Source organism: Micromonospora sp. BQ32, assembly GCF_059358895.1.
On record NZ_JCADBI010000011.1, the window covers coordinates 76,116 to 101,455 of the forward strand.

General features: G+C 71.5%; 22 protein-coding genes. 16 read left to right on the forward strand and 6 right to left on the reverse strand.

Annotated elements, in window-relative coordinates:
- The first annotated feature begins 25 nt into the window (after positions 1-25).
- From AC5L30_RS21015 to AC5L30_RS21030, 4 genes are read left to right on the forward strand one after another with little or no spacing between them, the layout of a single operon-like run.
- The gene (locus AC5L30_RS21015) at positions 26-1,129 is read left to right on the forward strand and encodes an endonuclease domain-containing protein (protein ID WP_494869281.1); all 1,104 of its coding nucleotides are present in this window, start codon (positions 26-28) and stop codon (positions 1,127-1,129) included.
- Positions 1,126-1,854 (forward strand): hypothetical protein, encoded by a 729-nt coding sequence (locus tag AC5L30_RS21020; protein ID WP_494869283.1) that lies wholly within the window; start codon positions 1,126-1,128, stop codon positions 1,852-1,854. The genes AC5L30_RS21015 and AC5L30_RS21020 overlap by 4 nt, the downstream gene beginning before the upstream one ends.
- Entirely contained in the window at positions 1,851-5,102 is a 3,252-nt protein-coding gene (locus AC5L30_RS21025; RefSeq protein WP_494869285.1) for an ATP-binding protein, read from the forward strand. The genes AC5L30_RS21020 and AC5L30_RS21025 overlap by 4 nt, the downstream gene beginning before the upstream one ends.
- 9 nt (positions 5,103-5,111) lie before the next feature.
- Entirely contained in the window at positions 5,112-5,444 is a 333-nt protein-coding gene (locus AC5L30_RS21030) for a putative quinol monooxygenase (RefSeq protein WP_494869286.1), read from the forward strand.
- Positions 5,445-5,497: 53 nt separating this feature from the next.
- Here the strand turns inward: AC5L30_RS21030 and pdxY are convergent, their stop codons facing one another.
- The 3 genes from pdxY to AC5L30_RS21045 form a co-directional block, all read right to left on the reverse strand.
- Positions 5,498-6,349 carry a pyridoxal kinase PdxY gene (pdxY, locus tag AC5L30_RS21035; RefSeq protein WP_494869287.1) on the reverse strand — a complete coding sequence of 284 codons (852 nt, stop codon included), beginning with the start codon at positions 6,347-6,349 and terminating at the stop codon, positions 5,498-5,500.
- Positions 6,350-6,491: 142 nt separating this feature from the next.
- Positions 6,492-7,286 (reverse strand): S1 family peptidase, encoded by a 795-nt coding sequence (locus AC5L30_RS21040; protein WP_238689401.1) that lies wholly within the window; start codon positions 7,284-7,286, stop codon positions 6,492-6,494.
- A 150-nt stretch (positions 7,287-7,436) separates the two neighbouring features.
- Entirely contained in the window at positions 7,437-8,453 is a 1,017-nt protein-coding gene (locus tag AC5L30_RS21045; protein WP_494869288.1) for a LacI family DNA-binding transcriptional regulator, read from the reverse strand.
- A 256-nt stretch (positions 8,454-8,709) separates the two neighbouring features.
- On the opposite strand from AC5L30_RS21045, the gene AC5L30_RS21050 reads away from it, so the two are divergent.
- The 11 genes from AC5L30_RS21050 to AC5L30_RS21100 all read left to right on the forward strand — a co-directional run bounded on the left by AC5L30_RS21050 (position 8,710) and on the right by AC5L30_RS21100 (position 22,159).
- Complete coding sequence (locus tag AC5L30_RS21050) at positions 8,710-11,064, forward strand: AbfB domain-containing protein (RefSeq protein ID WP_494869289.1); 2,355 nt, start codon at positions 8,710-8,712, stop codon at positions 11,062-11,064.
- Positions 11,065-11,542: 478 nt separating this feature from the next.
- Complete coding sequence (locus AC5L30_RS21055) at positions 11,543-12,835, forward strand: cytochrome P450 (RefSeq protein ID WP_494869290.1); 1,293 nt, start codon at positions 11,543-11,545, stop codon at positions 12,833-12,835.
- A gap of 263 nt (positions 12,836-13,098) precedes the next feature.
- Positions 13,099-13,581, forward strand: a complete 483-nt coding sequence (locus AC5L30_RS21060) for a helix-turn-helix transcriptional regulator (protein ID WP_494869292.1) — start codon at positions 13,099-13,101, stop codon at positions 13,579-13,581.
- A gap of 253 nt (positions 13,582-13,834) precedes the next feature.
- Positions 13,835-16,234 (forward strand): sensor histidine kinase, encoded by a 2,400-nt coding sequence (locus tag AC5L30_RS21065; protein ID WP_494869294.1) that lies wholly within the window; start codon positions 13,835-13,837, stop codon positions 16,232-16,234.
- Positions 16,235-16,250: 16 nt separating this feature from the next.
- Entirely contained in the window at positions 16,251-16,655 is a 405-nt protein-coding gene (locus tag AC5L30_RS21070) for a roadblock/LC7 domain-containing protein (RefSeq protein ID WP_030490280.1), read from the forward strand.
- 54 nt (positions 16,656-16,709) lie between these two features.
- Positions 16,710-17,903: an ABC transporter substrate-binding protein gene (locus AC5L30_RS21075; RefSeq protein WP_494869296.1), complete on the forward strand. Its 1,194-nt coding sequence runs from the start codon at positions 16,710-16,712 to the stop codon at positions 17,901-17,903.
- Positions 17,900-18,796 (forward strand): branched-chain amino acid ABC transporter permease, encoded by an 897-nt coding sequence (locus tag AC5L30_RS21080; protein WP_494869297.1) that lies wholly within the window; start codon positions 17,900-17,902, stop codon positions 18,794-18,796. The genes AC5L30_RS21075 and AC5L30_RS21080 overlap by 4 nt, the downstream gene beginning before the upstream one ends.
- Complete coding sequence (locus AC5L30_RS21085) at positions 18,793-19,812, forward strand: branched-chain amino acid ABC transporter permease (protein WP_494869299.1); 1,020 nt, start codon at positions 18,793-18,795, stop codon at positions 19,810-19,812. Before AC5L30_RS21080 ends, AC5L30_RS21085 begins: the two co-directional genes overlap by 4 nt.
- Positions 19,809-20,552, forward strand: a complete 744-nt coding sequence (locus AC5L30_RS21090; protein WP_494869300.1) for an ABC transporter ATP-binding protein — start codon at positions 19,809-19,811, stop codon at positions 20,550-20,552. The genes AC5L30_RS21085 and AC5L30_RS21090 overlap by 4 nt, the downstream gene beginning before the upstream one ends.
- Positions 20,552-21,322 carry an ABC transporter ATP-binding protein gene (locus tag AC5L30_RS21095; protein ID WP_494869302.1) on the forward strand — a complete coding sequence of 257 codons (771 nt, stop codon included), beginning with the start codon at positions 20,552-20,554 and terminating at the stop codon, positions 21,320-21,322. Before AC5L30_RS21090 ends, AC5L30_RS21095 begins: the two co-directional genes overlap by 1 nt.
- A 33-nt stretch (positions 21,323-21,355) precedes the next feature.
- A complete protein-coding gene (locus AC5L30_RS21100) occupies positions 21,356-22,159 on the forward strand; it encodes a class I SAM-dependent methyltransferase (protein ID WP_494869303.1) in 804 nt (267 codons plus the stop codon).
- 432 nt (positions 22,160-22,591) lie between these two features.
- Here the strand turns inward: AC5L30_RS21100 and AC5L30_RS21105 are convergent, their stop codons facing one another.
- Complete coding sequence (locus tag AC5L30_RS21105; protein ID WP_494869305.1) at positions 22,592-23,056, reverse strand: hypothetical protein; 465 nt, start codon at positions 23,054-23,056, stop codon at positions 22,592-22,594.
- 385 nt (positions 23,057-23,441) lie between these two features.
- Positions 23,442-23,612, reverse strand: a complete 171-nt coding sequence (locus AC5L30_RS21110) for a hypothetical protein (protein ID WP_494869307.1) — start codon at positions 23,610-23,612, stop codon at positions 23,442-23,444.
- A gap of 187 nt (positions 23,613-23,799) precedes the next feature.
- Here AC5L30_RS21110 and AC5L30_RS21115 point away from each other — a divergent pair, with 187 nt between their 5' ends.
- Positions 23,800-24,162, forward strand: a complete 363-nt coding sequence (locus AC5L30_RS21115) for a GNAT family N-acetyltransferase (protein WP_494869447.1) — start codon at positions 23,800-23,802, stop codon at positions 24,160-24,162.
- Positions 24,163-24,257: 95 nt separating this feature from the next.
- On the opposite strand, the gene AC5L30_RS21120 is transcribed toward AC5L30_RS21115, so the two are convergent.
- Positions 24,258-25,199, reverse strand: a complete 942-nt coding sequence (locus AC5L30_RS21120; RefSeq protein ID WP_494869308.1) for a hypothetical protein — start codon at positions 25,197-25,199, stop codon at positions 24,258-24,260.
- Between the last annotated feature and the right edge of the window lie 141 nt (positions 25,200-25,340).

Consider the following 25,340-nt stretch of genomic DNA (forward strand, 5'->3'; position numbering starts at 1 on the left):
CACGCCCGTGTCGTAGGGTGCCGGCATGGCGTACCCCGTCCGGGCCAACGGCGACGCCAACGGGGCCTGGTGGGCCGCCCCGCCGACGCGGCGAGTGAGTCACCTGCCGGGCGTCGACCCGGAGCTGCTGCGGGTGGCCCTCGACCCGTTGCCACCGGCAGCGCCCGCGATCGTGCACTACCGACCCACGGCGGTCGGTCCTCTCGGTGACCTCGTGGACGCCCTGCTCGACCAACTGGACACCGCGGCCCTCGCGATGTTCCCCCGCTGGCTGACCGGGGCCGACCGGATCGACAGCGAGGGCACGCTCGGTGTGGCGGCGGTGCGTGCCCTCGCGGCCCGTACCGCCGCCCGCTCCCGGCACTTCGGCCCGTTCCTGGCCGACCTCGCCGAGCGTGGGCTGCGCGGTCCACGCCGCCCCACCGGCCGGTCCCGCTTCGCCCCGGGGGTACGCGCCGCCGGGCTCGCCCGGGTCATCGCCGAGGCGTACGACCGGGAGGGCTGCGTCCTCGTCGTGGCCCTGCCTGACCTGGCTGCGGATGCCGAGCGGACGCTGGTGGCCGCCGCCGAGTGGTTCGTGCGGCACGGCGGTTTCACGGTGTGGTTGGCCGGTGGCCCGCTGCGCCACGCCGACCGGGTGCGATCGGTGCCGGTGCCGCTGCCGCCGCGATTCGCCGGGCTGGCCAGCACGATCGAACGGATCCCGACCATCCCCGCCGAGCCGGGGTCCACGGTGCTGGCCTGGCCGCCGATCGCGGGTGTGCCCCGCGGTGACAGCGCCGCCGAGCAGGCGTTGGAACGGGCGCTCGCACCGCACGACTGGGCTCGGGGCCGGCGGTGGAACCAGACCTACGAGTGGCACGTCCTGGGCGCGGCGTACCGACTGGATTTGTTTTGGCCCGTGGAGGGTCTTGCGGTCGAGGTGGACGGCCCGGAGCATCGTGGGCGAATCGCTTTCGCCAACGATCGGCGGAGAGACGTGCAGCTGCAACTCCTCGGGCTGGACGTGCTCCGCTTCACCAACGAGCAGGTGCTCACCGACGCGCCGGCGGTGGTCGACGGGATCCGTCGGCTGCTGGCCCGGCGACGCGCGGGCGGCACGTACCCCCACGGAGATGAGACATCATGACGAGCCCGGCGCACGTCCCGCACCTGACGCCGAACCAGATCAACGCCCTCGTGGTGCTGATGGTCGAGGCGCGCCGACTCACCAACGTCGAGCTGCGTGAGCTGGCCGGTTTCACACTGACCGGCCAGGACAACAAGAAGCTCGTCGACCTGGGTCTGGTGGACACCGACCGGTCGCACCGGCCGTTCGCCCACGAGCTGACCGACGAGGGCTGGCGGGTGGCACGTCAGCTGCACGCCTCCCCGCCGCCGAAGCAGGGTGGCTCGACGACCCGCTCGCTCTTCGTCGTCCTGTCCAATCTGCACCGTTCGCTGGACCGGCTCCGGGTCAGCCACGGCGATTTCTTCAAGCAGACCGAGGCAACGGCCGCGGCGGCCAGCGCGCCTCGGCACGACGCACCGGCGGCGGCATCGACGCCGGCGGAAACCGCGGCACCCGCCGCGGTGGCACCGGTGTCCGCGGCGGAGGTGGAGGTGCTGGTTCGTTCGGCGTACCGGGAGCTGGCCACCGCGCCGGGTGCCTGGGTGGGCCTCGCCGACGTCCGGGATCGGCTCGCCGACACCGACCGGGCCGCCCTGGACGCGGCGTTGCGGGCGATGGTCGGCCGGGCGGACGTCCGCATCATTCCGGTGGCGAACACCAAGTCACTGACCGCACGGGACCGGGCCGCGGCCGTCCGCATCGGGAACGAGGACAACCACGCCCTGGCGATCGGCCCGGCATGATCTCCGACGACCAGCGGGCCGCGCTGGAAGCGGTGAGCCTCAACCCGGCGGTCACCCCGGACGACGTCTGGCGACCCAGCCCACACAACGTGCCGGAGCTGCACGAGAAGGTGGCCGCGGAGATCCTGCGCGGGGTGGCGCGGGCCCGCACCGACGACACGAGCATGCCGCTCGGCGTGGCCATGCAGGGCCGTGCGGGCGCCGGCAAGACGCACCTGCTCGGGGCGGTCCGCGAACGGATCCAGCGCGACGGCGGCTACTTCTTCCTGGTCGACATGGTCAGTGGCAAGACGTTCTGGGAGAGCGTGGCCCTGGCCCTGGTGGAGGGGATGGGCCGCGCCCACGTCGGCTGGGGCACCCAGCTGAAGACCTTCCTGCGTCGGCTCACCCCCCAGCTCGGCCTGCCGGTGGAGGTCCGCGACGCGGTCGCCGGCACCCGACCGGTGACCCGCGCGCAGCTCGACACCTTCATCTGGGCGCTGCGTGAGCGCGACCGGGAGGTCGGGCGGGACGCCCAGGACACCGCCCGGGCGCTCGTCCTGCACGGCGCCATCGACTTCGAGGCACAGGACGTCGGTTACGCCCACCTGATCTCCGAACCGGGTGACCCGGCCGCGCGGGCGGCGTGGGGGTTGAGCGCCGCGATCCGCACCCCGCAGCAGGTCGTGCAGGACATCTCCCGGCTGATGGCCCTGACTCTGGACCCCACGGTCATCGCCGTGGACCAGCTCGACACGCTGTTCGCCCAGACCAGCACCTCACTGCTCAACCACCATCAGGGGCTGGAGGATGGCCAGGCCAAGGTGCTCGGCCCGATCGCCGACGGCCTGCTCAAGCTCCGCGACATCACCCGCCGCACACTGGTCGTCGTCTCGTGCCTGCCGGACACCTGGGTGCTGATGACCCGCACCGCACCCACCCCGGTCGCCGACCGCTTCCGTACGTCGACCCTGCCGGACCGGATCCCCACCCCGGAGATCGGGCGGGCGATCGTGGCGAAACGCCTGGCCGGCGCGTTCGCGGGCCCGCGTTTCGTGGCACCGCACCCCACCTGGCCGATCGCCCCCGCCGCCTTCGCCGACGCACCCACCCTGACGCCGCGCGCCCTGCTCCGCCGGGTGGACCGCCACATCGCCTGGTGCCGTGACAGCGACGAGGTGGTCGAGCTCGACCGGCTCATCGACGGCGCCGACTCGACGCCGACGGTGAGCACCGCCCGTGCCGCTTCCGCCGACCCCACGACCGACGAGCGCCGCCTGCACGAGTTGGACACACGCTTCGCCGAGTTGGTCGAGGCCGCGGACGTGTCGGCCGCCGTCGACCCGGCCGGCGAGGACGAGCACATGCCGCCGCTGCTCGCCGCCGGCCTGGCCGCCTGGATCGCCGAGCAGGCGCCGACCGGCGCCACCTACAAGTACGATCCGCCGCCCGGGCGCAAGCCCGCGCTGCACGGGCGGCTCATCGAGGTGCTCGACGAGGCCACCGAGAACGAGGCGCACTGGTGCTTCCGGGCCATCGCGCATCCCAATGCCATCGCCGTCACCGCCCGGGTCAAGGCCGCGTGCACCCTCGCAGGGTTGGACCGGGACCTGCCGCAACGGCGGCTGATCCTGCTGCGCAACGGTCCGTGGCCGACCGGGAAGCGTACGACCGAGGTGTTGACCGGCTTCGACGCGGCCGGCGGCCTGCGGTGTGCCGTGCCGGAGGCGGACCTGCGGGTCTTCGCGGCACTGCGGGTGATGGCGACCGAGCCGTCCACGGCCTTGCAGGAGTGGCTGGTGGCCCGTCGTCCGGCCAGCGGCACCGAGCTGTTCCGGACGGTCCTGCCCGGGCCCGACGGGACGCGCGGCAGCGTCCCGACGACGCCGCCCGACGACGGCGAGCCACCGTCGGGCGGCCCCGATTCCGACTCGACCAGGGTGCCGGTCGCCGACGTCCCCGAGGGCGCGTCGACGGGTGCGGCGGCGGCCGGGCCCGTACCCGCTGACCCGGCCGACCCCGTGGTCGACGGCGGCGGCCGGGCCGTCGGGCTGGGGCGCAGCGTCGACGGCGGTCACCCGTTCACGGTGCCCCTGGAGTCGCTGCGTCGCCACGCCGTCGTGTTCGCCGGGTCCGGCTCGGGCAAGACCGTGCTCATCCGCCGGCTGGTCGAGGAGTGCGCCCGCGAGGGGGTCTCCGCGATCGTGCTCGACCCCAACAACGACCTCGCCCGGCTCGGCGACGCGTGGCCCGACCCGCCCAGCGGCTGGGGCCCCGGCGACGCCGAACGAGCCACCGACTACCTCACACACACCGAGGTGGTGGTGTGGACACCCCGGGTCACCGCCGGTCGGCCGCTGAGCTTCCAGCCGTTGCCCGACTTCACCTCCCTGCGGGACTGGCCAGACGAGTTCGACCAGGCCGTCCGCTCGGCCGTGGAGGCGCTCGCGCCCCGGGCCGGCGTCGACCGTTCAGGCCGCCTCGCCCAGCAGGGCAAGGCCGTCCTCACCGAGGCCCTCCAGGCGTACGCGCGAAGTGGGATGGTGGGCCTGCCCGGCTTCACCGAGTTCCTCACCGACCTGCCCGAGGGGGTCAGTCGGCTGGCCCGGGCCGGGAAGCTCGCCGAGGAGTTGGCCGAGGCGCTCAAGGCGGCGATGGTCACCGATCCGCTCTTCGGCGGGGTCGGCGCACCGGCCGACCCGGGGCTGCTGCTGACGCCGTCGCCGGGGCGGCGAGCCCGGGTGTCGGTGATCAGCTTCGTCGGCCTCACCTCCGACCAGGAGCGGCAGAGCTTCGTCAACCAGTTGCAGATGGCGCTCTTCGCGTGGATCAAGCGGCACCCCGCCGGCGACCGGCCGCTGGGTGGGCTGTTCGTGATGGACGAGGCGCAGACGCTCGCTCCCTCGACCGGCACCACGGCCTGCACCGCCAGCTCGATCGCGCTGGCCTCGCAGGCCCGCAAGTACGGGCTCGGGCTGGTCTTCGCCACCCAGGCGCCCAAGGGTCTGCACAACCAGATCTCCGGCAACGCGACGACCCAGTTCTTCGGGCTGCTCAACGCGCCGGCGCAGATTGACGCGGCCCGGCAGCTCGCCGAGGCCAAGGGCGGGCGGCTGCCGGACATCGGCCTGCTCAACAGCGGTGAGTTCTACGCGGCCGGGGAGGGGTTCTCGTTTGTCAAGGTCCGCACCCCGCTGTGCCTGACGCACCACCCGAAGGCGCCGTTGACCCCCGAGGAGGTCATCGCCCGGGCCCGCCCGGCTGGGTAGCCTGGTGCCATGATCTTCATTACCGCCAAGTTCCGGGTCCTGGCCGAGCACGCCGACCGGTGGCCGCAGATCGCCGCCGAGTTCACCGAGGCGACCCGCGCGGAGCCGGGCTGCCTGTGGTTCGACTGGTCCCGCAGCCTGGACGACCCGAGCGAGTACGTGCTGGTCGAGGCGTTCCGCGACGACCAGGCTGGCGCGGCCCACGTCCAGTCCGCTCACTTCCGCACGGCCCAGAAGACCCTGCCGCCGTACCTGGCCGAGACGCCGCGGATCGTGAACGCCACCGTGCCGCAGGAGGACTGGTCGCTGCTCGGCGAGATGGCCGTCCCCGAGGGCCGCTGACCGCCACCGCTCCGCGTCCGTCGTCGGCGCAGCCGGTGGTCCGCGACCCGCCGTCAGCGCAGCCGGCGGGCGGTGAAACGGGCCGGCGGGTCGGCGATCACGTCCTGCGCCGCGATCAGCTGGATCTCCCGGGTGCCCGCCGCGAGAGTCGCCTCGAGCACGGCGTAGACGGAGGCGATGGTGCGTTCCAACGCGGTCGCGGGTGAGCCGGTCGTCCACAGGTGCGCGAGGTACAGCGCCGCGGTGACGTCGCCCCCACCGTTCGGGTTGATCGGCAGCAGCGGCGTGGTCACCGCCCAGGCGCCCTCGTCGGAGACCGCCACCACCTCCAGCGAGTCCGGTGGCAGGTCGCCGTGGAGCACGCTGGTCACCAGGACGTGCCGCGGCCCGGTCGCGCGCACCACGTCGACCGCGTCGAGCACCTCGGCCAGCGAGTTCGTCGTACGGCCGGCGAGGAAGTCCAGCTCGAAGTGGTTCGGCGTGATGATGTCGGCGCGGGGCACGACGGTGTCCCGTAGGTACTCCGGGATTCCCGGCCGGACGAACATGCCCCGACCGGCGTCGCCCATCACCGGGTCGCAGCAGTACACCGCGGCCGGGTTGGTCGCCTTCACCGTCGCCACCGCGTCCAGGATCACCGCGCCCATGGCCGGGTCGCCCTGGTAGCCGGAGAGCACCGCGTCGGCGGTGCCGAGGACGCCGCGGTCCTCGATGCCGGCGATCACCTCGGCCACGTCCGCCGCCGGGAGCATCGGGCCCCGCCACGCGCCGTACCCGGTGTGATTGGAGAAGTGCACCGTCAGGACCGGCCAGACCTCGTGCCCGAGGCGTTGCAGCGGAAAGGCCGCCGCCGAGTTGCCGACGTGACCGTAGGCGACCGACGACTGGATGGACAGGATCTTCACCGGCCCATCATCGCCGCTGCGGCCGGTGCCCCAGGGACGGCCCGCCGAATCTGTCGGGTGGCCCACTCGCCACCCACCGGGCTGGACGGCGCGAGCGGGCGACCCGGACCGTGTCGTCCGGGTCGCCCGCTCGGTCGTACGGTCAGCCGCCGAGGCTCGCCGCGGCCGAGGCGATCGACGAGGCGAAGTAGCTCACCTGGGTGTAGACACCCGGATAGTTGGGTCGGGCGCAGCCGTTGCCCCAGCTGACGATGCCGACCTGGATCCAGGCGTTGCTGGCGTCGCGGCGGAACATCGGGCCACCCGAGTCACCCTGGCAGGTGTCCGTGCCGCCGCTGGCGTAGCCGGCGCAGATCTCCTCGGCGGGGATGAGGTCGCCACCGTAGTTGGCGTTGCAGGTGGAGTCGCTGACGAACGGCACGGTCGCCTTGAGCAGGTACCGCTGCTGGCCGCCGCCCTCGCGCGCGGCGCCCCAACCGGCCACGGTGAAGGTGCCGCTGTCGTACGCGGTCGTGCTGGCGATCGGCAGTGTGCTCAGCCCGGTGACGGGGCTGGCGAGCCGGATCAGCGCCCAGTCGCGGCCGGCGCCGTTGTAGCCGGGGGCACGGTAGACATAGTTGGACCGGACGGTGATCCGGCTGGACGACTGGAGGTCGACCGTCCCGAGCGTCGCGGTGATGCTGGTGTTGGTGCCGGTCCGGCCCACGCAGTGTGCCGCGGTGAGCACCAGCCGGGGGCTGTACAGCGCCCCGCCGCAGCCCATCGAGAGACGCACCATGAACGGGAACTCGCCCTGAGCGGCGCGGGTACCGCCGACGACGTTCGGCGTCACGGGGCTGTCGGCCGCGGCGGCCGGCGCGGTGAGGGTGAGGCTGGCCGCGGTCACCGCGGCCAACGCGGTGGCCAGCAGGCCAGTGAGGGTACGCCAGCGAACCATGCATTCCTCCGCATCAGGGTGGCACGCCTCGTGAGCGCACCGCAGTCGAGATAGCGGTCATCATATTGAGATTTATGGATCTAGCGGGTCATCCCCTCTGGGTCGTACCACCGGCGTTATGGATCTCGCCCGGCGTGCGGCGACCGGTTGTCAGACGCCCGGGGTGCCGGTGCTCTCCCGGCGGAGAAGCCGGAACGGTGTCTGCACGGTCAGCGGCCCGGCGACCTCCGCGCCCTCGATGCGAGCGACGAGACGGCGTACCGCGAGACGGCCGATCTCCCTCTTGTCCGGGGCGATCGTGGTGAGGGTCGGGGCGGTGAACCGCCCCTCCTCGATGTCGTCGATGCCGATCACGGCGACGTCCTCCGGTACCCGGTGACCGGCCTCGGCCAGCGCCCGCAGCGCGCCGATGGCGACGAGGTCGTTGTAACCGAACACCGCGTCCGGCGGGTCGCCGAGGGTCAGCAGATCACGCATGGCCCGCTTGCCGTCGAGTCGGCCGAAAGCGTCGGTGCGGGCGACCAACCTCGGTCGGTACGGCAGGCCGGCGGCAACCAGGGCCTCCCGGTAACCCCGGACCCGCAGGTGGGCTGATTGCCGGTCACCGCCCGGTGTGGCGCCGATGAACGCTATCTGGCGGCGGCCGATCGCCACGAGATGCCGGATCGCGGCGTGGCTGGCGGCCACGTTGTCGATGGCGATGTGGTCGTGCGGCACGTCGTAGACGCCCTCGCCGATCAGCACGAGAGGACTGCCGGCGGTCCGGGCCAGCACCTCCTCCCGACCGATGCGCACCGGACTGAGGATCAGCCCGTCGATGATGCGCTGCCGGGAACCGTCCAGGAGGGCCAGCTCCGCCTCCCGGTTTGCCGCGGTGTTCTCCATGACGAGCGTGTAGCCGAGCGCGGCGGCCTCCGAGATGGCGATCTCGGCGAGCTCGGCGAAGTAGGGGTTGGTCAGTTCCGGGACCGCCAGGGCGATCAGGCCGGTACGGCCCCGGCGGAGATGTCGGGCGCCGAGATTGGGGCTGTAGCCGAGTTCGTCGATCGCCTGCTGCACCCGTTGTCGGGTCCGCTCCCCCACCGGTCGATACCCGTTCACCACGTTCGAGACGGTGGCCAGCGAGACGCCGGCGCGCTGGGCGATGTCCTTCAGGTTGACGCCCATCCACCAACCTTTCGCGATCGTGACCGGCGGGCCGCCAGGGCATTGACGAACAGGCATTGACGGGACACCCGGCGCGGCTCTATAACGTTATACAGGTGATGATGGATGTCAATATGCTGCTTCCCTTCGGCGAGTGGAAATCCCACCGACATCCGTCGCTGACGCCCGTCCCCCGTCAATGACCACCCGATGCCCACCACCCACGCGCTTCGGGCTTGGCTGCACCGCCCGCGGCAACTCGTCCCCCGGAGACGGCATGACACATCACGTCCCCATCCGCCCCGCCCTGCCACTGCTGCTCGTTCTCGCCCTGCTCGCCGGCGTTCTCGGCGTGCCAACCTCGCCGGCGTACGCCGCGCCGGCCAAGACGCCACCGCTGACCACCCCCTGGACCAGCCAGGCCCTGGCCGGCACACCACTGCCCGAGTACCCGCGACCCCAGATGACGCGGCCGGACTGGCTTAACCTCAACGGCGAGTGGCAGCTACGCCAGTCGACGACCGACGACGCCCCGCAGTTCGGCACCAACCTGCCCGAGCGGGTCAACGTGCCCTTCCCGGTGGAGAGCGCCCTGTCCGGCATCCAACGGGCCGCCAACGACAACCGCAACTACCTGTTCTACCGGCGCACCGTCACCATCCCGGCGAACTGGTCGGGTCGACGGACCCTGCTGCACTTCGGCGCCGTCGACTGGCAGAGCACCGTCTGGGTCAACGGCGTGCGGGTCGGCGCGCACACCGGCGGCTACGACGCCTTCACCTTCGACGTGACTCCTCAGCTCACCACCGGGACGAACGAGATCGTCGTCAAGGTCTGGGATCCCACCGACACCCGGCAGAACGGCAGTCTGCCCGCCATCGGCAAGCAGACCAAGACACCTGGCGGGATCTTCTACACCCCCAGCTCCGGCATCTGGCAGACGGTGTGGCTGGAGCCGGTGCCCGCCGCCTCGATCAGCAGCGTGGACGTCTACCCGAACCTGAGCAACAACACAGTGCGGGTCCGGGTCTTCACCCGGGGCGACGTGAGCGGCCACAGCGTGCTCGCCGAGGCGCTGAACGGCGGCACCGTGGTCGGCTCGGCCACCGGCGGCTTCACCGACTTCACCGTGCCGGTGCCCAACGCCCGCCGCTGGTCACCCGACGACCCGTTCCTCTACAACCTCCGGGTGACAGTGCGCAACGCCGCAGGCGCCACGGTGGACCGGACCACGCACTACTTCGGCATGCGGGAGATCACCACCGGCCTGGTCAACGGTGTGCTGCGCCCCAAGCTCAACGGCCAGTTCGTCTTTCAGGTCGGCACCCTCGACCAGGGTTTCTGGCCGGACGGGCTGTACACCGCGCCAACCGACGCGGCCCTCGCCTTCGACCTGCAGAAGCACAAGGACCTGGGCTTCAACATGGTGCGCAAACACATCAAGGTCGAACCGCAGCGCTGGTTCTACCACGCCGATCGGCTCGGCCTGCTGGTCTGGCAGGACATTCCATCGCTGACCGCACAGGACGTCGACCCCACCGACGCCCAGCAGGCGCAGTTCGAGGCCGAGGCACGCGAGATCGTCGACGAGCACCGCAGCTCACCCGCCGTGATCGCGTACACGCCCTACAACGAGGGCTGGGGCGAGCGGTCCCTCGCCGACACCCGGCGGGTCGCGCAGAACATCAAGAACCAGGACCCGACACGTCTGGTCAACCCGCACAGCGGCCACAACTGCTGCCAGTCCCTCGGCGACCCCGGAAACGGCGACATCGACGACTGGCACGTCTACCTTGGGCCGGACTCCCCCGTACCGTCGAGCGGCCGGATCGCGGTGCTCGGTGAGTTCGGCGGCCTGGGCCTGCACACGCCGGGCCACGAGTACAGCCCGAGCGGCAGCTTCTTCGCGTACGAGTGGCAGTCCAGTTCGAGCGCCCTCACCGACCGGTACGTGGGGCTGGTGCAGGGCACCCAGAACCTGATGCTCGGCAAGGGGCTCAGTGCCTCGATCTACACCGAGATCACCGACCTGGAGGGTGAACTGAACGGTTTCCTCACCTACGACCGGCAGGTGATCAAGATGGACCAGGCGCGGGTGCGGGCCGCCAACGCCGCCCTGATCAACGCCTCGAAGACCATCGGCGGTTCGGCGCCCGTCGCCCTGCCGGTCAACACCCGCCGATCGTTGCAGGTGACCACGCCCGGCTTCACCAACCGCTACCTACGCCACCAGGACGGCCTGGCCTACACGGAGGTGGTCGACGCCGCCAGCTCCAGCCTGCTCAAGGCCGACGCCACGTACACCATCCGGCCCGGCCTGGCCGGCACCGGTTGCTACTCGCTCGAGTCGGTCAACTTCCCCGGGCAGTACCTGCGCCACCAGAACTCCCGGGTCCGCAACTCGCCGGACGACGGCTCCGCGCTGCTGCGCGCCGACGCCACCTGGTGCGCCCGTACCGGGCTGACCGGCACCGGCGTGTCGCTGGAGTCGTACAACTTCCGAGGCAAGTACCTGCGGCACTACAACTCGGAGGTCTGGCTCAGCAACGGCACCGGTGGCGACGCGTACAACACGCCGACGTTGTGGACCGCCGACAGCACCTGGGGCATCGCCACCCCGTGGGCGCCCTGACCGCTGCACGCGGAGCGGGTCGTCACGACACGAGGAGCGCGGGGGGTTCCGGCCTGGGCTGGAACCCCCCGCGACACCCGGACGTCGCCGCGGGGGCCAACTCCTCCCGCCAGCGCCAGCCCCTTCCGTCGGGTCAGCTCCTTCCGTCGGGGTCGGTGACCGGACTGCGGCGTCACTCGTCGTCTCGGGGGTCGTTTCCCCGGGCATGAGGGAAAGCGGCGAGTTGATTGCACCGTGCGGCGGGGTCGACTTCATGGCAAGGACCGAGCCGCAACTTGCATCTGGCCAGGTTCGCCCGGCTGTTGCAACACGCAATAATGCCACGCAATAAATAGACGAAAACCAATCTTGACTTGTGCGGCCGGCCAGCGCACCGTAAAGAGCCAGAGGCAGATGCGCGCCATTATTGGCCCGGCTGAAGTGGATCGCCAAATGGGGGCGCTGCCGGTTTCGCGCCGCGTGCATCAGGAGGCTTTCCATGCGGTTGAATCCGTTCACCGGGGTCTATCTCACCGATCCGGCGAGCATGTGGCGGCGCATTCTCGACGATCCCGACGGGGTGCACTACGCCGAGGATCTGGGCCTGTGGCTGATCAGCCGGCACACACACGTCCGGCGGGCCCTCGCCGACGCCGCGACATTCGCCAACGCCCTCACCCTCGCCCCGGTCTACGAGGTGTGCCCGCCGGCAATGAGCGTGATCATGCAGATCGACGCACCACCCACGACGGCCGCCGCGGACCCACCGGCGCACCCCCGCACCCGGCGGGCGCTGCGGGCGACCTTCGCGAACACCGCCGAGCGGGTCGAGGCCGAGTACGGGGCAATCGTCCGGCGCCGGGTCGACCAGTTGGTGTCCCGTCTCGCCGCCCGCCAGGGCGACCAGGTCGACCTGATCCCGGAGTTCGCGACCGAGCTTCCCCTGCTGGTGGTCCTGGACATCCTCGGGGTGCCCGACGCCGACATCGGGCGGATCCGGAGTTGGGCGGATGGCCAGATCGCCCTCATCTGGGGGCAGCCGGACCCGGCCGAGCAGGTACGCCTGGCGCAGGGCCTGTTGGAGTTCTGGCACTACTGCGAAGATCTGGTCCGCCAGCGGGTGGACAGTGGACACCGGGGCGACGACTTCATCAGCCGCGCGCTGGCCTACCGGGACGACGACGACACCGTACTGACGGTGCCCGAGGTGGCCAGCCTGGCCTTCAATCTCCTGGTCGCGGGGCACGAGACCACCGCCGGGTTGCTCGCGCACGCCCTCGATCAGGCCCTGTCCGTTCCCCAGCGCTGGTCGGCGATCACCGCGGACCCGGGGCTCGTCGCCGCCTTCGTGGGTGAGACGCTCCGATTCGCGCCCGCCATCGACGGCTGGCTCCGGGTGACCACCCGAGATGTCACCCTGGGGGCGGTGACGATCCCCGCCGGGGCCCGTTGCCTGCTGTTGATCGGCGCGGCGAACCGGGACCCCGCGGCGTTTCATGACCCGGACCGGTTCGACCCACACCGGGTCGATGTGGGCAATCATCTGTCGTTCGGCCACGGTGCGCATTTCTGCATCGGCGCGGGATTGGCGCGCCTGGAGGCGGCGATCGCCCTCAGCCGGCTCGCCGTAACCATTCCCGGACTACGACTGTCACCGGAGCAACATCGCTCGTACAAGCCCAATGTCGCGTTTCGGGCGCACCGTACGCTGCTCGCGAGAATCGATGTTCCGCCGGCCGCGGACATGCCCGCGGCACGGGATGGGGCGACGGCCGAAGTGCATGCCGGCTGAGAGCGCGCCAGCGCCAGCGGCGCTGACCTGCGGACGGGTCGGGGGTGGGGTGGGGCGGCGTTGCCCGCCTCCACCCGGCGCACCCCGACGCCGGCAACGGGCCCGGCAGGCACCTTTCGCGCTTTTCCCGTCGATCCATACCGGTGAACGTCTTCACACCCATCGCGTCCTGGGTTAAGAATTGCCCTCTGTGAATGTTCAGCTCATCGGTCAATCTCGATCTGACGTCCGCTGCTGAAAGTCCGTTCCACGAAGGTGAGCGCATGGAGCACACGTCCCCGTCGAGCTCGGCTCACTCTGCGGCCAGTCAGCGGTTCCGATGGGAGTTGCGCAACTGTCGCGTCCAACGGGGCCTGACCCAACGGGCCCTGGCGGATCTGGTGCGGTTCAGCCGGGAGACGGTCGCGGCGGTCGAGTCAGGTCGCCGGTTCGGCAGTCACGAGTTCGCGCAGCGCTGCGACGACGTGCTCGACACCGGCGGCCGGCTGGCCGCGCTGTGGCCGCAGGTCGCGGCCGAGCAGTTGGCCGCCGACGGTCGCCGGGGTCCGCGCGCTCCGGAACCGGCTCGGCTGGATCGGCAGGTGCCGCGCCAGCGTGGTCGGCGCGACGCGCGCGATCCGGGCGCCGTGGTGGACGCGATCGACGAGCTGCGGGAACTGATCGGCCAGGTGCTCAACGGCCAACCCGAACCGGACGACCCGGAGCGGCGGCACCCGCCGGCCGGGCCCCTCGACCACCAGCGCTGACCCGACCGATCCGGCCCGACCGCGCGGCGTCACCGGTCGCTGACGTTGGGTACAGATGCTGGTACGGGCAGTTTGTACCACGGCCAGGTCTGGTCTACGAGCGCGGCTTCCGGCCGAATGGGACTTGCATTCGGCAACGTGCGGATAGACCGTCATCGACGAGTCGTGGGAGTCAATCTTGGCGTCGAGCACCCGGTCCCACGCGGCCAGACCCTACCCGACCCGCCGACGCGGTTGGAAGATAGCCGGTCGGATGCGCCTCATCGTCGCGGCCCCTCTCGTCGCCGTGATCGGCTTCGCCGGTCTCGCACTGACCGAGAGCGCACGCCAGACAGCCCGCGCCAGCGACCTGCAGATCCTGGCGCAGGTCGGTGCCGAGGCAGGCGACCTGGCCTACCGGCTGCAACGCGAACGCATCGCCGCCGCCGACCTGCTCACCTACGCCCGGCCGGAGCAGCAGGACACCTTCGGCGCGGAGATGGCCGCCACCGATGACGCCGTCGCCCGTTACCGGGGGCAGCGGGACCGACTGTCCGGCGACAACGACGCCAACCTGGCTCTGCTGCGGCGCATCGACGCGGCTCTGGACGGCCTCGCCCCGCTGCGCACCCAGGTGCGTACGGCCACGCACGCGTCGGTGTCGGCGATGACCTTCAGCTACCGCATCGCGATCGCCGACCTCATCAACTTCCGGGAGGCTGTCTCACACGGCGTGGTGGACGCTGAACTCGCCGACGGGATCCGGGCTTCGGCGTCGCTGTCGAAGACCGCCGAGGCCATCGGTCAGCAGCAGGTGGCCGTGCTGCGCGCCGTCGCGGGTGGCGAGCTGACCCCGGCCATGCAGCAGGACATCACGGCGGCCCGCACCAGTTACACCGAGTCGAGCCTGTCGTTCCTGGCGCTGGCCCCGCCCGAGTGGAGCCTCTGGTGGGAGCAGGCCGGCACCGGCAAGGAGGCGCTTGCCCTGCAACGGATGCAGGACGAGGTGTCCCGGGCCCAGCCGGGGTCGCGGCTGCAACTGGAGACCGACGCCTGGGTGTCCACCACCCAGACGCGCGCCGCCCGCCTGGCCGATCTACGCGCCCGGGTCGACGACGCGGTCCGCGACGACGTTCGAGCCGCGCACGCCGACCAGCGCCGCCGGGCCGTGGCCGAGGCGGCCAGCGTCCTCCTGGCCCTGGTCCTGACCGCGTTGGTGACCTGGGCCGTCGCGCGGCAGATCACCCGCCGGCTGCGCCGCCTACGGGACGCGGCGAACGCCGTGGCGTTCGAACAGCTCCCCGCCGTGGTGGCCCAGCTCCAACAGCCCGGCAGCGCCACCGTCGACCCGCAGAGGCTTGCCCGCCAGCAGTCCAGTGCCGCCCTCGAACCGTCCAGTGACGACGAGATCGGCGAACTGGGTCAGGCGTTCAGCGCGGTGCACCAGGCCGCCGTGCGGACCGCCGCCGAACAGGCCGTCATGCGCGCCAACACCGCCGACATCTTCATCCACCTGAGCCGCCGCGAACAGCGACTGGTCGACGCCGTCCTGGCGCAGGTCGACCTGGTCGAGCGGGACGAGACCGACCCCGACCGGCTCGACCAGCTGTACACACTGGACAACCTGGCCACCCGGATGGGTCGGATCAACGCCAGCCTGCTGGTGCTCGGCGGCGTCGGTGTCGGTCGCGTACGCCAGCGGGACGTCCCGCTGCAACAGGTGCTCCAGGCGGCGCTGTCCCAGATCGAGCACTACGCGCGCGTCCGGCTCGGCATGATCGACGGGGACGTCGCGGTGGCCGCCAAGACCGTCGACGAGGTCGTGCACCTGCTCGCCGAACTCATGGACAACGCCACCACGTACTCACCGCCGGGCAGTGAGACCTGGGTGAGCGGCCGGAGCCTGGGTGACCGCGTCATCGTCCAGATCAGCGACGAGGGCGTGGGGCTGTCCGCGCAGCGGTTGCAACAGCTCAACGAGCTGCTGGCCCGCCCGCCGGCCATCGACGTGGCCGCCGTACGGGCGATGGGGTTGGTCGTCGTGGGCCAGCTCGCGGCTCGGTTGGGCGCCACCGTCCAACTGCGACGCGGCCCCCGACGCGGCATCCTCGCCGAGGCGACACTGCCCGCGACGATCATCCGGTCCCTGCCCCCGGAGGAGTACCTGCTCGCACCCGGCCGGCTGTCGCGGCGGGCAGCGCGGACGACCAGTCCTCCGCCGCCGTACCAGCCGCGCCCCGAACCCACCGCCGGACGCCCTCCGGCCGAACGGACCCTGCCGGCGGCACCGGTCTTCCGACCGGCTCCCCCACCTCCGGACCGGGGTGACGCGCCCACCGAGGAGCTCCTCATCTTCGAACAGGTCAACCACTGGTTCCAGACCGACGTCGTCGACGGTCAGAACGGCCAGAACGGCCAGCAGTGGTCCAGCCCCGCCGACGACGCCTGGCGTACGGCCGCCCAGGCGCACACCCCCGAGGTCGCCACGACCACCGACTCCGGCCTGCCCAAACGGCAGCCGCAACGGCACCTCGTGCCCGGCGGTGTGACAGTGCCGCAGCAGCAGCAACGGTCCGAGTACCGCGACCCGGCGCAGGTGGCGACGGCGATGGCCGCGTACGCGCGGGGCGTGGCGAACCGACGGCGCACCCCGATCAACCTCGGCAACAACTGACGCGACAGGAGAGCACGTGACCGACCAACAGGATCTCGGCTGGCTGCTGGACAACTTCGCCGCGCGCGCGACCGAGGTCAGCCACGCGATCGCCATCTCCAGCGACGGCCTGATGGTGGCCGCCACCCGCGACCTGCCACCGGACCGGGCCGACCAGTTGGCCGCCACGGGCAGCGGGCTCGTCAGCCTGCTGCGGGGGGCGGCGGCCTTCTTCGACGCCGGCGCGGTGATCTCCAACGTGACGCAGCTCGAGGGCGGGTTCATGTTCTCGATGGCCTTCAACGACGGCGCCTCGCTGCTGGTGCTGGCCGCCCCCGAGTGCGACGTCGGCAAGGTCTCCTACGAGATGACCGAGCTGGCCAACCGCATCGGGGACGCCCTGACCCCCGCTGCCCGCGCGGCGCTCGCGCGCAGCCGCTGACCAACCCCGGCGCCCCCACGCCGGAGACCCCTTCCCCTTCCTCTGGAGTCAGACATGTTTCTCACCACCCCTTGGCGCAGCCGTGCCCTCACCGCCGCGCTGCTCGCGGCCGTGCTGACCACCAGCACAGCCTGCGGTGACGACGCCCCGGGCACGAGCGCCGGCGGCTCGATAAAGATCGGCCTGCTCGCGTCGCTGTCCGGGACGTACCAGGCGGTCGGTACGGAGATCCGCGACGGCTTCCAGCTCTACCTGGACACCCACGACGGCAAACTCGGCGGCCGGCAGGTCGACCTCATCGTCGCGGACGAGGGCAACGGCGCCCAGACCGCGGTCCCGGCGGCGACCAAACTGCTCAAGCAGGATCGGGTGTCCGCGCTCACCGGCATCGTCGGTGGCGGCTCGGTCGCCGGAGTCACCCCGGTGCTCAACGAGACCAAGGTGCCACTGGTCGGCTCCAACGGCCGGCCGGAGCTCAAGGACGTCTCCCGGGTCTGGCACACGTCGTACCTCTCCGACGAGCCCGGGGAGGCGATCGCCCAGCACGTCCGCGACAACGTGAAGGGCTCGGTCTACGCGATCGGCCCGGACTACCAGGGCGGTTGGGACGAGCTGCGCGGTTTCACCGACGCGTTCGGGAAGCTCGGCGGGAAGCTCGCGAACGCCGACGGCAAGACGACCTTCACGCCGTTCCCGGCCACCACCAACTTCCTCCCGTACTTCGCCCGGATCAAGGCCTCGGGCGCGGCGGCCGTCTACACCTTCTACGCCGGAAGCGCCGCCGTCGACTTCGTCAAGCAGTACGCGCAGTCCGAGATCAAGGACATCCCGCTGTACGCGGCCGGATTCCTCACCGAGGGCGGCGTGCTCAACGCGCAGGGCGAGGCTGCCCGGGACATCTACTCGGTGCTCAACTACTCCCCCGACCTCGACAACGCCGAGAACCGCGCCTTCGTGGCCGCGTGGAAGGCGAAGCACGACGGTTCGCCGACGACCTACGCGCTCGCCTCGTACGACGCGGCGGCGGTGCTGGACCGGGCGATCGGCGCCGCCGGAAGCAACCCGACCCCCGAGGCCATCAACACGGCCATCGGCCAACTCGGCCAGATCGCCAGCCCGCGCGGCACCTGGCAGTTCTCCACCACCACGCACTCCCCGGTACAGAAGTGGTACCTGCGGCAGGTCCGCCAGGACGGTCGGGCGCTGTCCAACACCGTGGTGGGCGACCTCGCGACCGTCGGCCGGTGACAGCGGTGGCGGCCGGCACGAACCGGATCGACCCGTACCTGATCCCGGCGTTGGACGGAGTGGCCTACGGGCTGCTGGTGTTCGTCGCCGCGTCGGGTCTGGTCTTCTGTTTCGGCGTCGCCAACATCCTCAACCTGGCGCACGGCCTGCTCTACGCGATCGGCGGGTACACCGCCGCGGCGCTGCTCGACGGCGGCTGGGCGAGCCTGGCCCTGGCCCTCACCGTCGGTGTGCTGGCCGCGGCCGCGGCGGGGGTGCTCCTGGCCGGCCTGCTCACACCGGTCGCCACTGGTAATCACCTGAGTCAGGCGCTGCTGACGTTCGGGGTGGCACTGGCCGGCGGCAGCCTGCTCGTCGCCGGCTTCGGACCTGACGACCCGCAGGTCCGGGTGCCCGCCGCCCTGGAGGGATCGGTGGTGGTCGCCGGCCACCGCTACGCCGCGTACCGGTTGGTGTTCATCGTCGTCGCCGCGGTGCTCGCCGCCGCGCTCTACCTGGTGGTGCGCCGCACCAGAGCCGGGATGCTGGTCCGGGCGGCCGTGGACGACCCGGAGATGGTCGCCTGTCTGGGCGTGAGTCCGGCGCGGATCCGGGCCGGTGTGCTCGCCGCCGCCGGTGCGCTGGCCGGCGCGGCCGGGGTCCTGGGCGCGCCCATCATCGGCCCCGGCACGGACACCGCCGACACCGTGCTGCTGCTCTCCCTGGTGGTGGTCGTCCTCGGTGGCCTCGGATCGATGGCGGGCACCCTGCTGGCCGCGCTCGCGATCGGCGAGATCCAGACGCTGGGAGTGGCGCTGCTGCCCTCCGCCGCGCCGTTTCTGCTGTTCGCCGCCATGGCGGCGGTGCTGGCCGTACGGGCGCGCGGCCTGGCCGCGAGATGGCGGGCGGCATGAGAGGCGAGGTGATTCGGCGAGCCCGGGGTGGCATCGCGGCGCTGGTCCTGGTCGGCCTGGTCGTGGCGCCGTGGGTGGTCGACGACTACACCACAGCGCTCCTCGCCCGGACACTGGCGCTGGCCCTGGTCGGGGTGAGCGTGGCCCTGCTCACCGGCGTCGCCGGGATGCCCACCCTCGGGCAGACCGCACCGTACGCGGCGGGCGCCTACGCCTGCGCCGTGGTCGGCAGCCGAGTCTCCGACGTCGGCGTCGTGCAGCTCGTCGTCGCGGCGGGCGCCGGGGCGCTGCTGGCCGCGCTCACCGTGCCGCTGGTCGTGCACGCCCGAGGGGTGATCGTCCTGATGATCACCCTGGCCATCGGCGAGCTCGTCGTCATTGTCCTCGGGCGCTGGCGGTCGGTGACCGGTGGCACGGACGGGCTGGCCGGCATTCCCGCGGTCCGTCCGTTCTGGGGGCTCCCTGCCCTGGCCAGCGATCAGGCTCGGTACCTGTACGCCCTGGTCGTCGTGGCCACGCTGATCGGCGCGGTGCTGGTGCTGCTGCGTACCCGGGCCGGGCTGGTGCTGCGCGCCGGCCGCGACGACGAGACTCGGCTGCGCGCCAGCGGTCACCGGGTGGCGCTGCACCTGTCCGGTGCGCACATCGCCGCCGGGGCGATAGCCGGTGCCGCCGGCTCGCTCCTGGTCGTCGCTCAGCAGTACATCTCCCCGGCCGATTTCGGCTTCGACACGTCCGCTCTGCTGCTGCTCGGTGTCGTCATCGGTGGTACCGCCTCAGTGGGCGGCGCCCTGGTGGGCGCGGCGTTGGTCATCGCCGTCCGGGACTGGCTGTTCGGGGCGTTGCCCGGCCACGCGCCGCTGGTGCTGGGCGCGCTGTTCGTGGCGACGGTCTACCTGCTGCCCACCGGCGTCAGCCGGGCCCGGGTCCGGCTGCGCCCGTCGGGCGCCCCGGCGCACCAACCGGGTTCGCCAGCCGCCCAGGAGCAGGCCACCGTCCCGGAGCTGCGCCGATGACCTGCCTGCTCAAGGCCCAGGAGGTCAGCGTCCGGTACGGCTCACTCGCCGCGCTCGACGGCGTGGACCTGTGCATCCACGACGGCCAGCGGCACGCGCTGATCGGCCCGAACGGGGCCGGCAAGACGACCCTGCTCAACGTGCTCGGCGGGTCCACCAGGCCGCAGCGCGGCACCGTGCGATTCGACGGACGGGACATCGGTCGGCTCGGGCCGGCGGCCCGGGCGCGGCGGGGCATCAACCGCATCCACCAGCGACCCGCGGTCTTTCCGACGCTCACCGCGACGGAGAACGTCGTGGTGGCCGCGCTGCCGCGGGTCATCCCACGCCACCGGTGGTGGCCGGGCGGACGCCGACATGCCGCGCAGCACCTGGCCGGGTCGCTGTTGGATCAGATGGGGCTCAGCGCCGTCGCGGCGGTCCCCGCCGGGCACCTGGCGCACGGGCAACGACGCCAGTTGGAGATCGCCATGGCCCTGGCCGGTCGTCCCCGCCTGCTGCTCCTCGACGAACCGGCGGCCGGGCTGTCCGCCATCGAGGTCGGCCGACTGGTCGAGTTGCTCCAGGCGCTGCCCAGGGCGGTCGCCGTATTGCTGGTCGAACATCGACTGGACCTGGTGTACGCCCTCTCCGACACGGTCACGGTGTTGCGCGACGGTCAGACGTTGGCCGCCGGCACGCCGGACGAGATCCGTACCTCGCCGCTGGTGCGGCAGGCCTACGCCGATGGGGTGGCCTGATGCTCACTGTGGATCGTCTCTGCGCCGGCTACGCCGGTGGAACCGTCCTGCACGAGGTCAGCCTGCGGGTACGCCCGGGCAGCATCCAGGCCGTGGTGGGCCGCAACGGGGCGGGCAAGAGCACGCTCGTGCACACCATCGCCGGGCTGGTGCGAGCGTCCAGCGGTCGCATCGAGATCGGCGGCGTACACGTCGCCGGCCGACAACCGCATCGCATCGCCCAGTCCGGCGTCGGTCTGGTCCCGCAGGGCCGACGGGTCTTCTCCCGGTTGACCGTGGCCGAGCACCTGCACCTGGCGGCCGCCCCGTGGCGGGCCCCCGCCTCCGGCGGCGAGGGCTGGACGGTAGCCCGGACCCTGGAACTGTTGCCGAGGCTGGCGGTGCGGCTGCGACACCGTGGCTGCGAACTCTCCGGCGGCGAGCAGCAGATGCTGGCGATAGCCCGCGCGCTGCTCGGCCAGCCCCGGGTGCTGCTGCTCGACGAGCCGTGTGAGGGCCTGTCGCCCGATCTGGCGGCGCGGGTCCGCGAACTCGTCAACGGTCTCGCCGCCGACGGCCTGACCGTGCTGCTCGTGGAGCAGCAACTCCAGCACGCCATCGAGATCGCGGACCGGGTGGCGGTGCTGGAGTACGGCCGGGTGGTCTACGACCGGCCGACCGCGGAGGCCCGCCGCGATCCGGCCCCACTGGCGGCGATGTTGAGCGTCGCCGCCGTCGCGCCGCCCCCGGCCAACCGACCGACCCCTCGGCTCTGGGCCGACACCCCGTAGTCAACCCGACCCTTCTCGGAGAGGTAGACACCGATGACAACCGCTACCAGCGATGACACGTACACGTTCGACAACGGCGCACCGGACGCCGTTCCCCAGATGCACGCGCTGGAGTCCTTCCTCGATCCGATCACCACGCGTCGGCTGGCCCGCCCGGTCCTGAAGCCGGGCGCGACCTGCTGGGAGGTCGGGGCCGGTGGCGGCTCGATGGCCCGGCGGATGGCCCGCGCGGTCGGCGACGACGGGCACGTGCTGGCCACCGACATCGACCCCACCCACCTGGTGGCCGACGGCAACCTGCACGTACGCCAGCACGACGTGCGCACCGAACCGCCACCCGGGGACGCGTTCGACCTGATCCACGCCCGGCTGGTGCTGCTGCACCTCCCCGATCGGCGACGGGTCCTGCGCACGCTCACCGGCGCGCTGGCGCCCGGCGGATGGCTGGTGGTCGAGGAGTTCGACTGCACCGCGCCGCAGCGGGTGCTGACCGCCCCGACCGACGACGCCGCGAAGCTCTTCGCGCAGGTCATGGACGCCATGATGGGTGTCCTGGAGGACCACGGCGCCGACCTGGGCTGGGCGCAGGACGTGCACACCGAGATGGCCCTCGCCGGTCTGACCGACCTGGACACCATCACCCACTCGCAGAGCTGGGCCGGCGGGTCGACCGGAACATCGCTCTACGAGACCAACTCCCGCCAGTTGGAACCGGACCTGCTGGCCGCCGGGCTGTCGCCTCAGCAACTGCACGCCTTCCGACGGCTGCTCCGTGACCCCGGTTTCGCCGTCATGTCGTACCACTTCGTCTCCACGCGGGGCCGCCTACCGAGCTGAGCAGGTGGACCACCGCGCGGAGCGGGGTCACGCTGTCCGTACCTCTCCCGCCGCAGCACCTCCCCCCGCTGCGCTCGGGACAGCTCTACGACGGCGTCGACCCGCACCGGCCGGGCTCCCCGCGAGGGAGCCCGGCCGGCCCATGTCCGTGGTGCCTGGCACCCCTCGAACAGCGCAGGCGGTACGTAACGCACGTGCGCCGGCTGAATGAACAGCGAGAACGAGATTTCGCCGGGCCGTTGGTTCTGACCTGACCCAGGCGCTGGCGCAGTCGCTGCTGGCGAGCCGGCAACGCGGCCGCGAGTGGGACCACCAGATCTACTGGCAACGCCGGATATCGGAATCGCCGGAATAGCGTTGCCCGCCGTCAACGCCGGTTTACCGTCACTCCCCAAGCGCCCGCTCTACACCCGGGTACCAGGTCGGCGTGGGTCAGGCGATGAACCGCACCTCCGGGAAGGCCGGGTTCGGGCCGCTGAGCAGGCGCTGTGGCTGGTGGCGTAGGTGCAGGTCGAAGAACGCGAGTGGGTACGCCTGCTGGATCCGCACCGCCCGGGTCGGGTCGAGGGTGCCGATCCAGCCGGCGAGGGCCTCGTCGGGCATTCCGGTGATCGTCGCCAGTTGCGGGATCAGCCACTGGAGGTCGCAGTACGACCCGTGGGCCGCGCCCTCGGCGTGCACGTTGAGCCGCCATCCGCGCAGGTGTGACCAGAACTCGGCGACGCTCGACTCGGGGGCCCGGGTGTACTCCGCGGTCAACAGCATGAACGGCCGGTCCAGGTCGGTGGCCGGTGGGGCCGATTCCATCGGGCCGTCGAAACTCAGCCCGGCCCGCACGCGCCGATCGGTGTTCATGACGAGCGCGGTCGCGGTGGCGCCCTTCGACCAGCCGAACATGCCGATGCGACGCAGGTCGAGTGCCGCGCCCAGGCCGGCCGGCAGCGCACGGCACTCGGCGTCTGGGTTGCGGCCGGCGGCGAGGTCCTCGACGCGGTCGAGGACGAACCGGACGTCGTGGCACCTCGGCGTGGGGCTGGTTGGCGAGTCGTTCCCAGATGGTTGCGACAGTGACGTCGAGGTCGGAGTCGATCATCTTGTCGATGTGGTGGCGGAGACCTCTTAGGACGGGGTTCTGCTTCGACTGCGAGCGTTTGCGCGGTGTGTCTTCGCCAATAAGGGCTCGCATGACAGTGGTGCGGTCGGTGGAGACCTGCGCGGCGAGCCTGCTGGCCAAGATCCCGACGGCTTAGTGGCGGATCTTGGTGAAGAGATCGCGCCCTGCTCAGAAGGCGCCGGACGGACTTGTTGTCGCCTGGGTGGGCGCGGACACGGTTGACGTGGTCGCGAACCGTTCCGTAGCCAGCCGTGGTTTGCCGTTCTTGGATGAGCTGGCCTTGTCGATCTTGGAGTTGTGGTGCCTGAGCTGTTGCTGTTCGGGGCTTTTGTCGCCCACCACGACTCCATGATCGACGAGGTGGTGCGGGGTTGATGGACAACTACTTCACCTGACGCGATGGTGTTGCTGGCAGACTGCCCGGGTGTTCGTCAGACTTGCCGAGGAGCAGGACTTCATCGGCTTCCTTGGCCTGGCCGCCCAGGTCGAGTGTGGTTCGGCCCGATGATCGAGGATCGTGACTTCCATGACGCGGTGCGCAAGCACATTCGTCGGTCCACAGCGATCGTTGCTGTCTCCTCCGGGTCCGATCACCTGGGTGGGTTGTTGTTCACGGCGAAGGCTCCGACCCACCGCGTCCACTGGCTTGTCGTTGCTGAGCAGTCACGGGGGGAAGGGTGTTGGTCGTGCACTGATGGCAGCGGCGATGCGTACGTTTGTGCCGGGTTCAGGCTCCGTCGAAGTGGTCACGTTCGGCGCCGATCATCCGGGCACCTGCGTCAGCGGTGCGCGTGCCTTCTACGAACGCCTTGGTTTCACCCCTGCCGAGGCCGTCGATCCCGGTCCGGAGGCCGGTTCCCGGCAGGTCTTTCGCCTGGCCGTCGCCTGATCCATCCGAGGGTGGTCCAGACAACGACGCTGTTCAGGGGGCGTCTGACGGGGCCCGGAAGGGACGATGCGGGCACCACCCTGCCGGGCCCCGGCTCAGCGCGGAGTGGTCTCCTGGTCGGCCAGGACAATCAGGTCGTCGGGGCGGGCCGACAGCGGCGCCGTTGCCCCGTCGAGCCACACGAGATAGCCCACCGGCGGACCGGAGGCACCCCACCGGGCACCGATGATCGTGGCCGACCGCGCGTCGTGCGGTTGCGTGAGCAGGCGTACCCGGGTGCCCGGCGCGTGTCCGTCGTCGGCGACGATGAGCAGCGCGTCGAGGATCTGCCGGGCACCGGCGACGGGCAACCCCGGAACGTACGGCTCGCCCGCGTATCCCAGACGCGGTGTCATCATCGTGCTCAACAGCGCGGTCAGCCGGATTGCCTCCTGGCGGACCCGCCCGTCCACAATGCGTTCGGCCACGGTCAGCGCCTTCTGGATGCTCGACCAGAGGGCCAGTGGCTCCTGGTCGAGCAGGCGGCGGGCTTCGCGGTCGATCTCGGCGCAGGCCGTGTCGAGCGCGGTGTCCTCGCCGAGTTCCGCGATCCAGGCGAGGTCCCCCACCTCGGGCAGCAACCCTGGCGACTCGGCCACGATCACGATGTACAGCATCGCGAGCAGTTCCTCGCGGCCCTCGCCGTGATAGAGCGAGCCCACCCCGCTGCCGGTACGCCCCCGGCTGGGCGGGAACCGCTCGACGAGGTGCTGCGCGCGACCATGAGGCAGGACCGCGGCCCGCCTGGTGTCCGACACCCGCTCCTCGAACGACCGCCGCTCACGGCGTTCGACGAGCAGCTGGCGATGCGGGTCGGACCCGATCGGATAGATCGTCCGCCCGTACCTGGAAAGGGTTTCGCCGGGCCGGAGGCCGACCGACTCGAGCTGGCGGGCCGCCTCCGAGTAGGCAACGCCGGCCCGGGCTGCATGCTCGCGGATGGCGCGCTTGCGGGCGCGTCCCGGGGCCGGGGTCCGTCGGGGGATCGGATCAGACATGACGCCTCCGGTGCAGCCCCACGCACTCCACCGAACGGGCGGCGTGACCGGCACGCCGAGAGTCGACACATCGGCGCGGAGTCGGAGACTCTTGGCCCAAGCATGTGGTCAGGCGTGGGCCACCACATCGGGCGCTGGCAG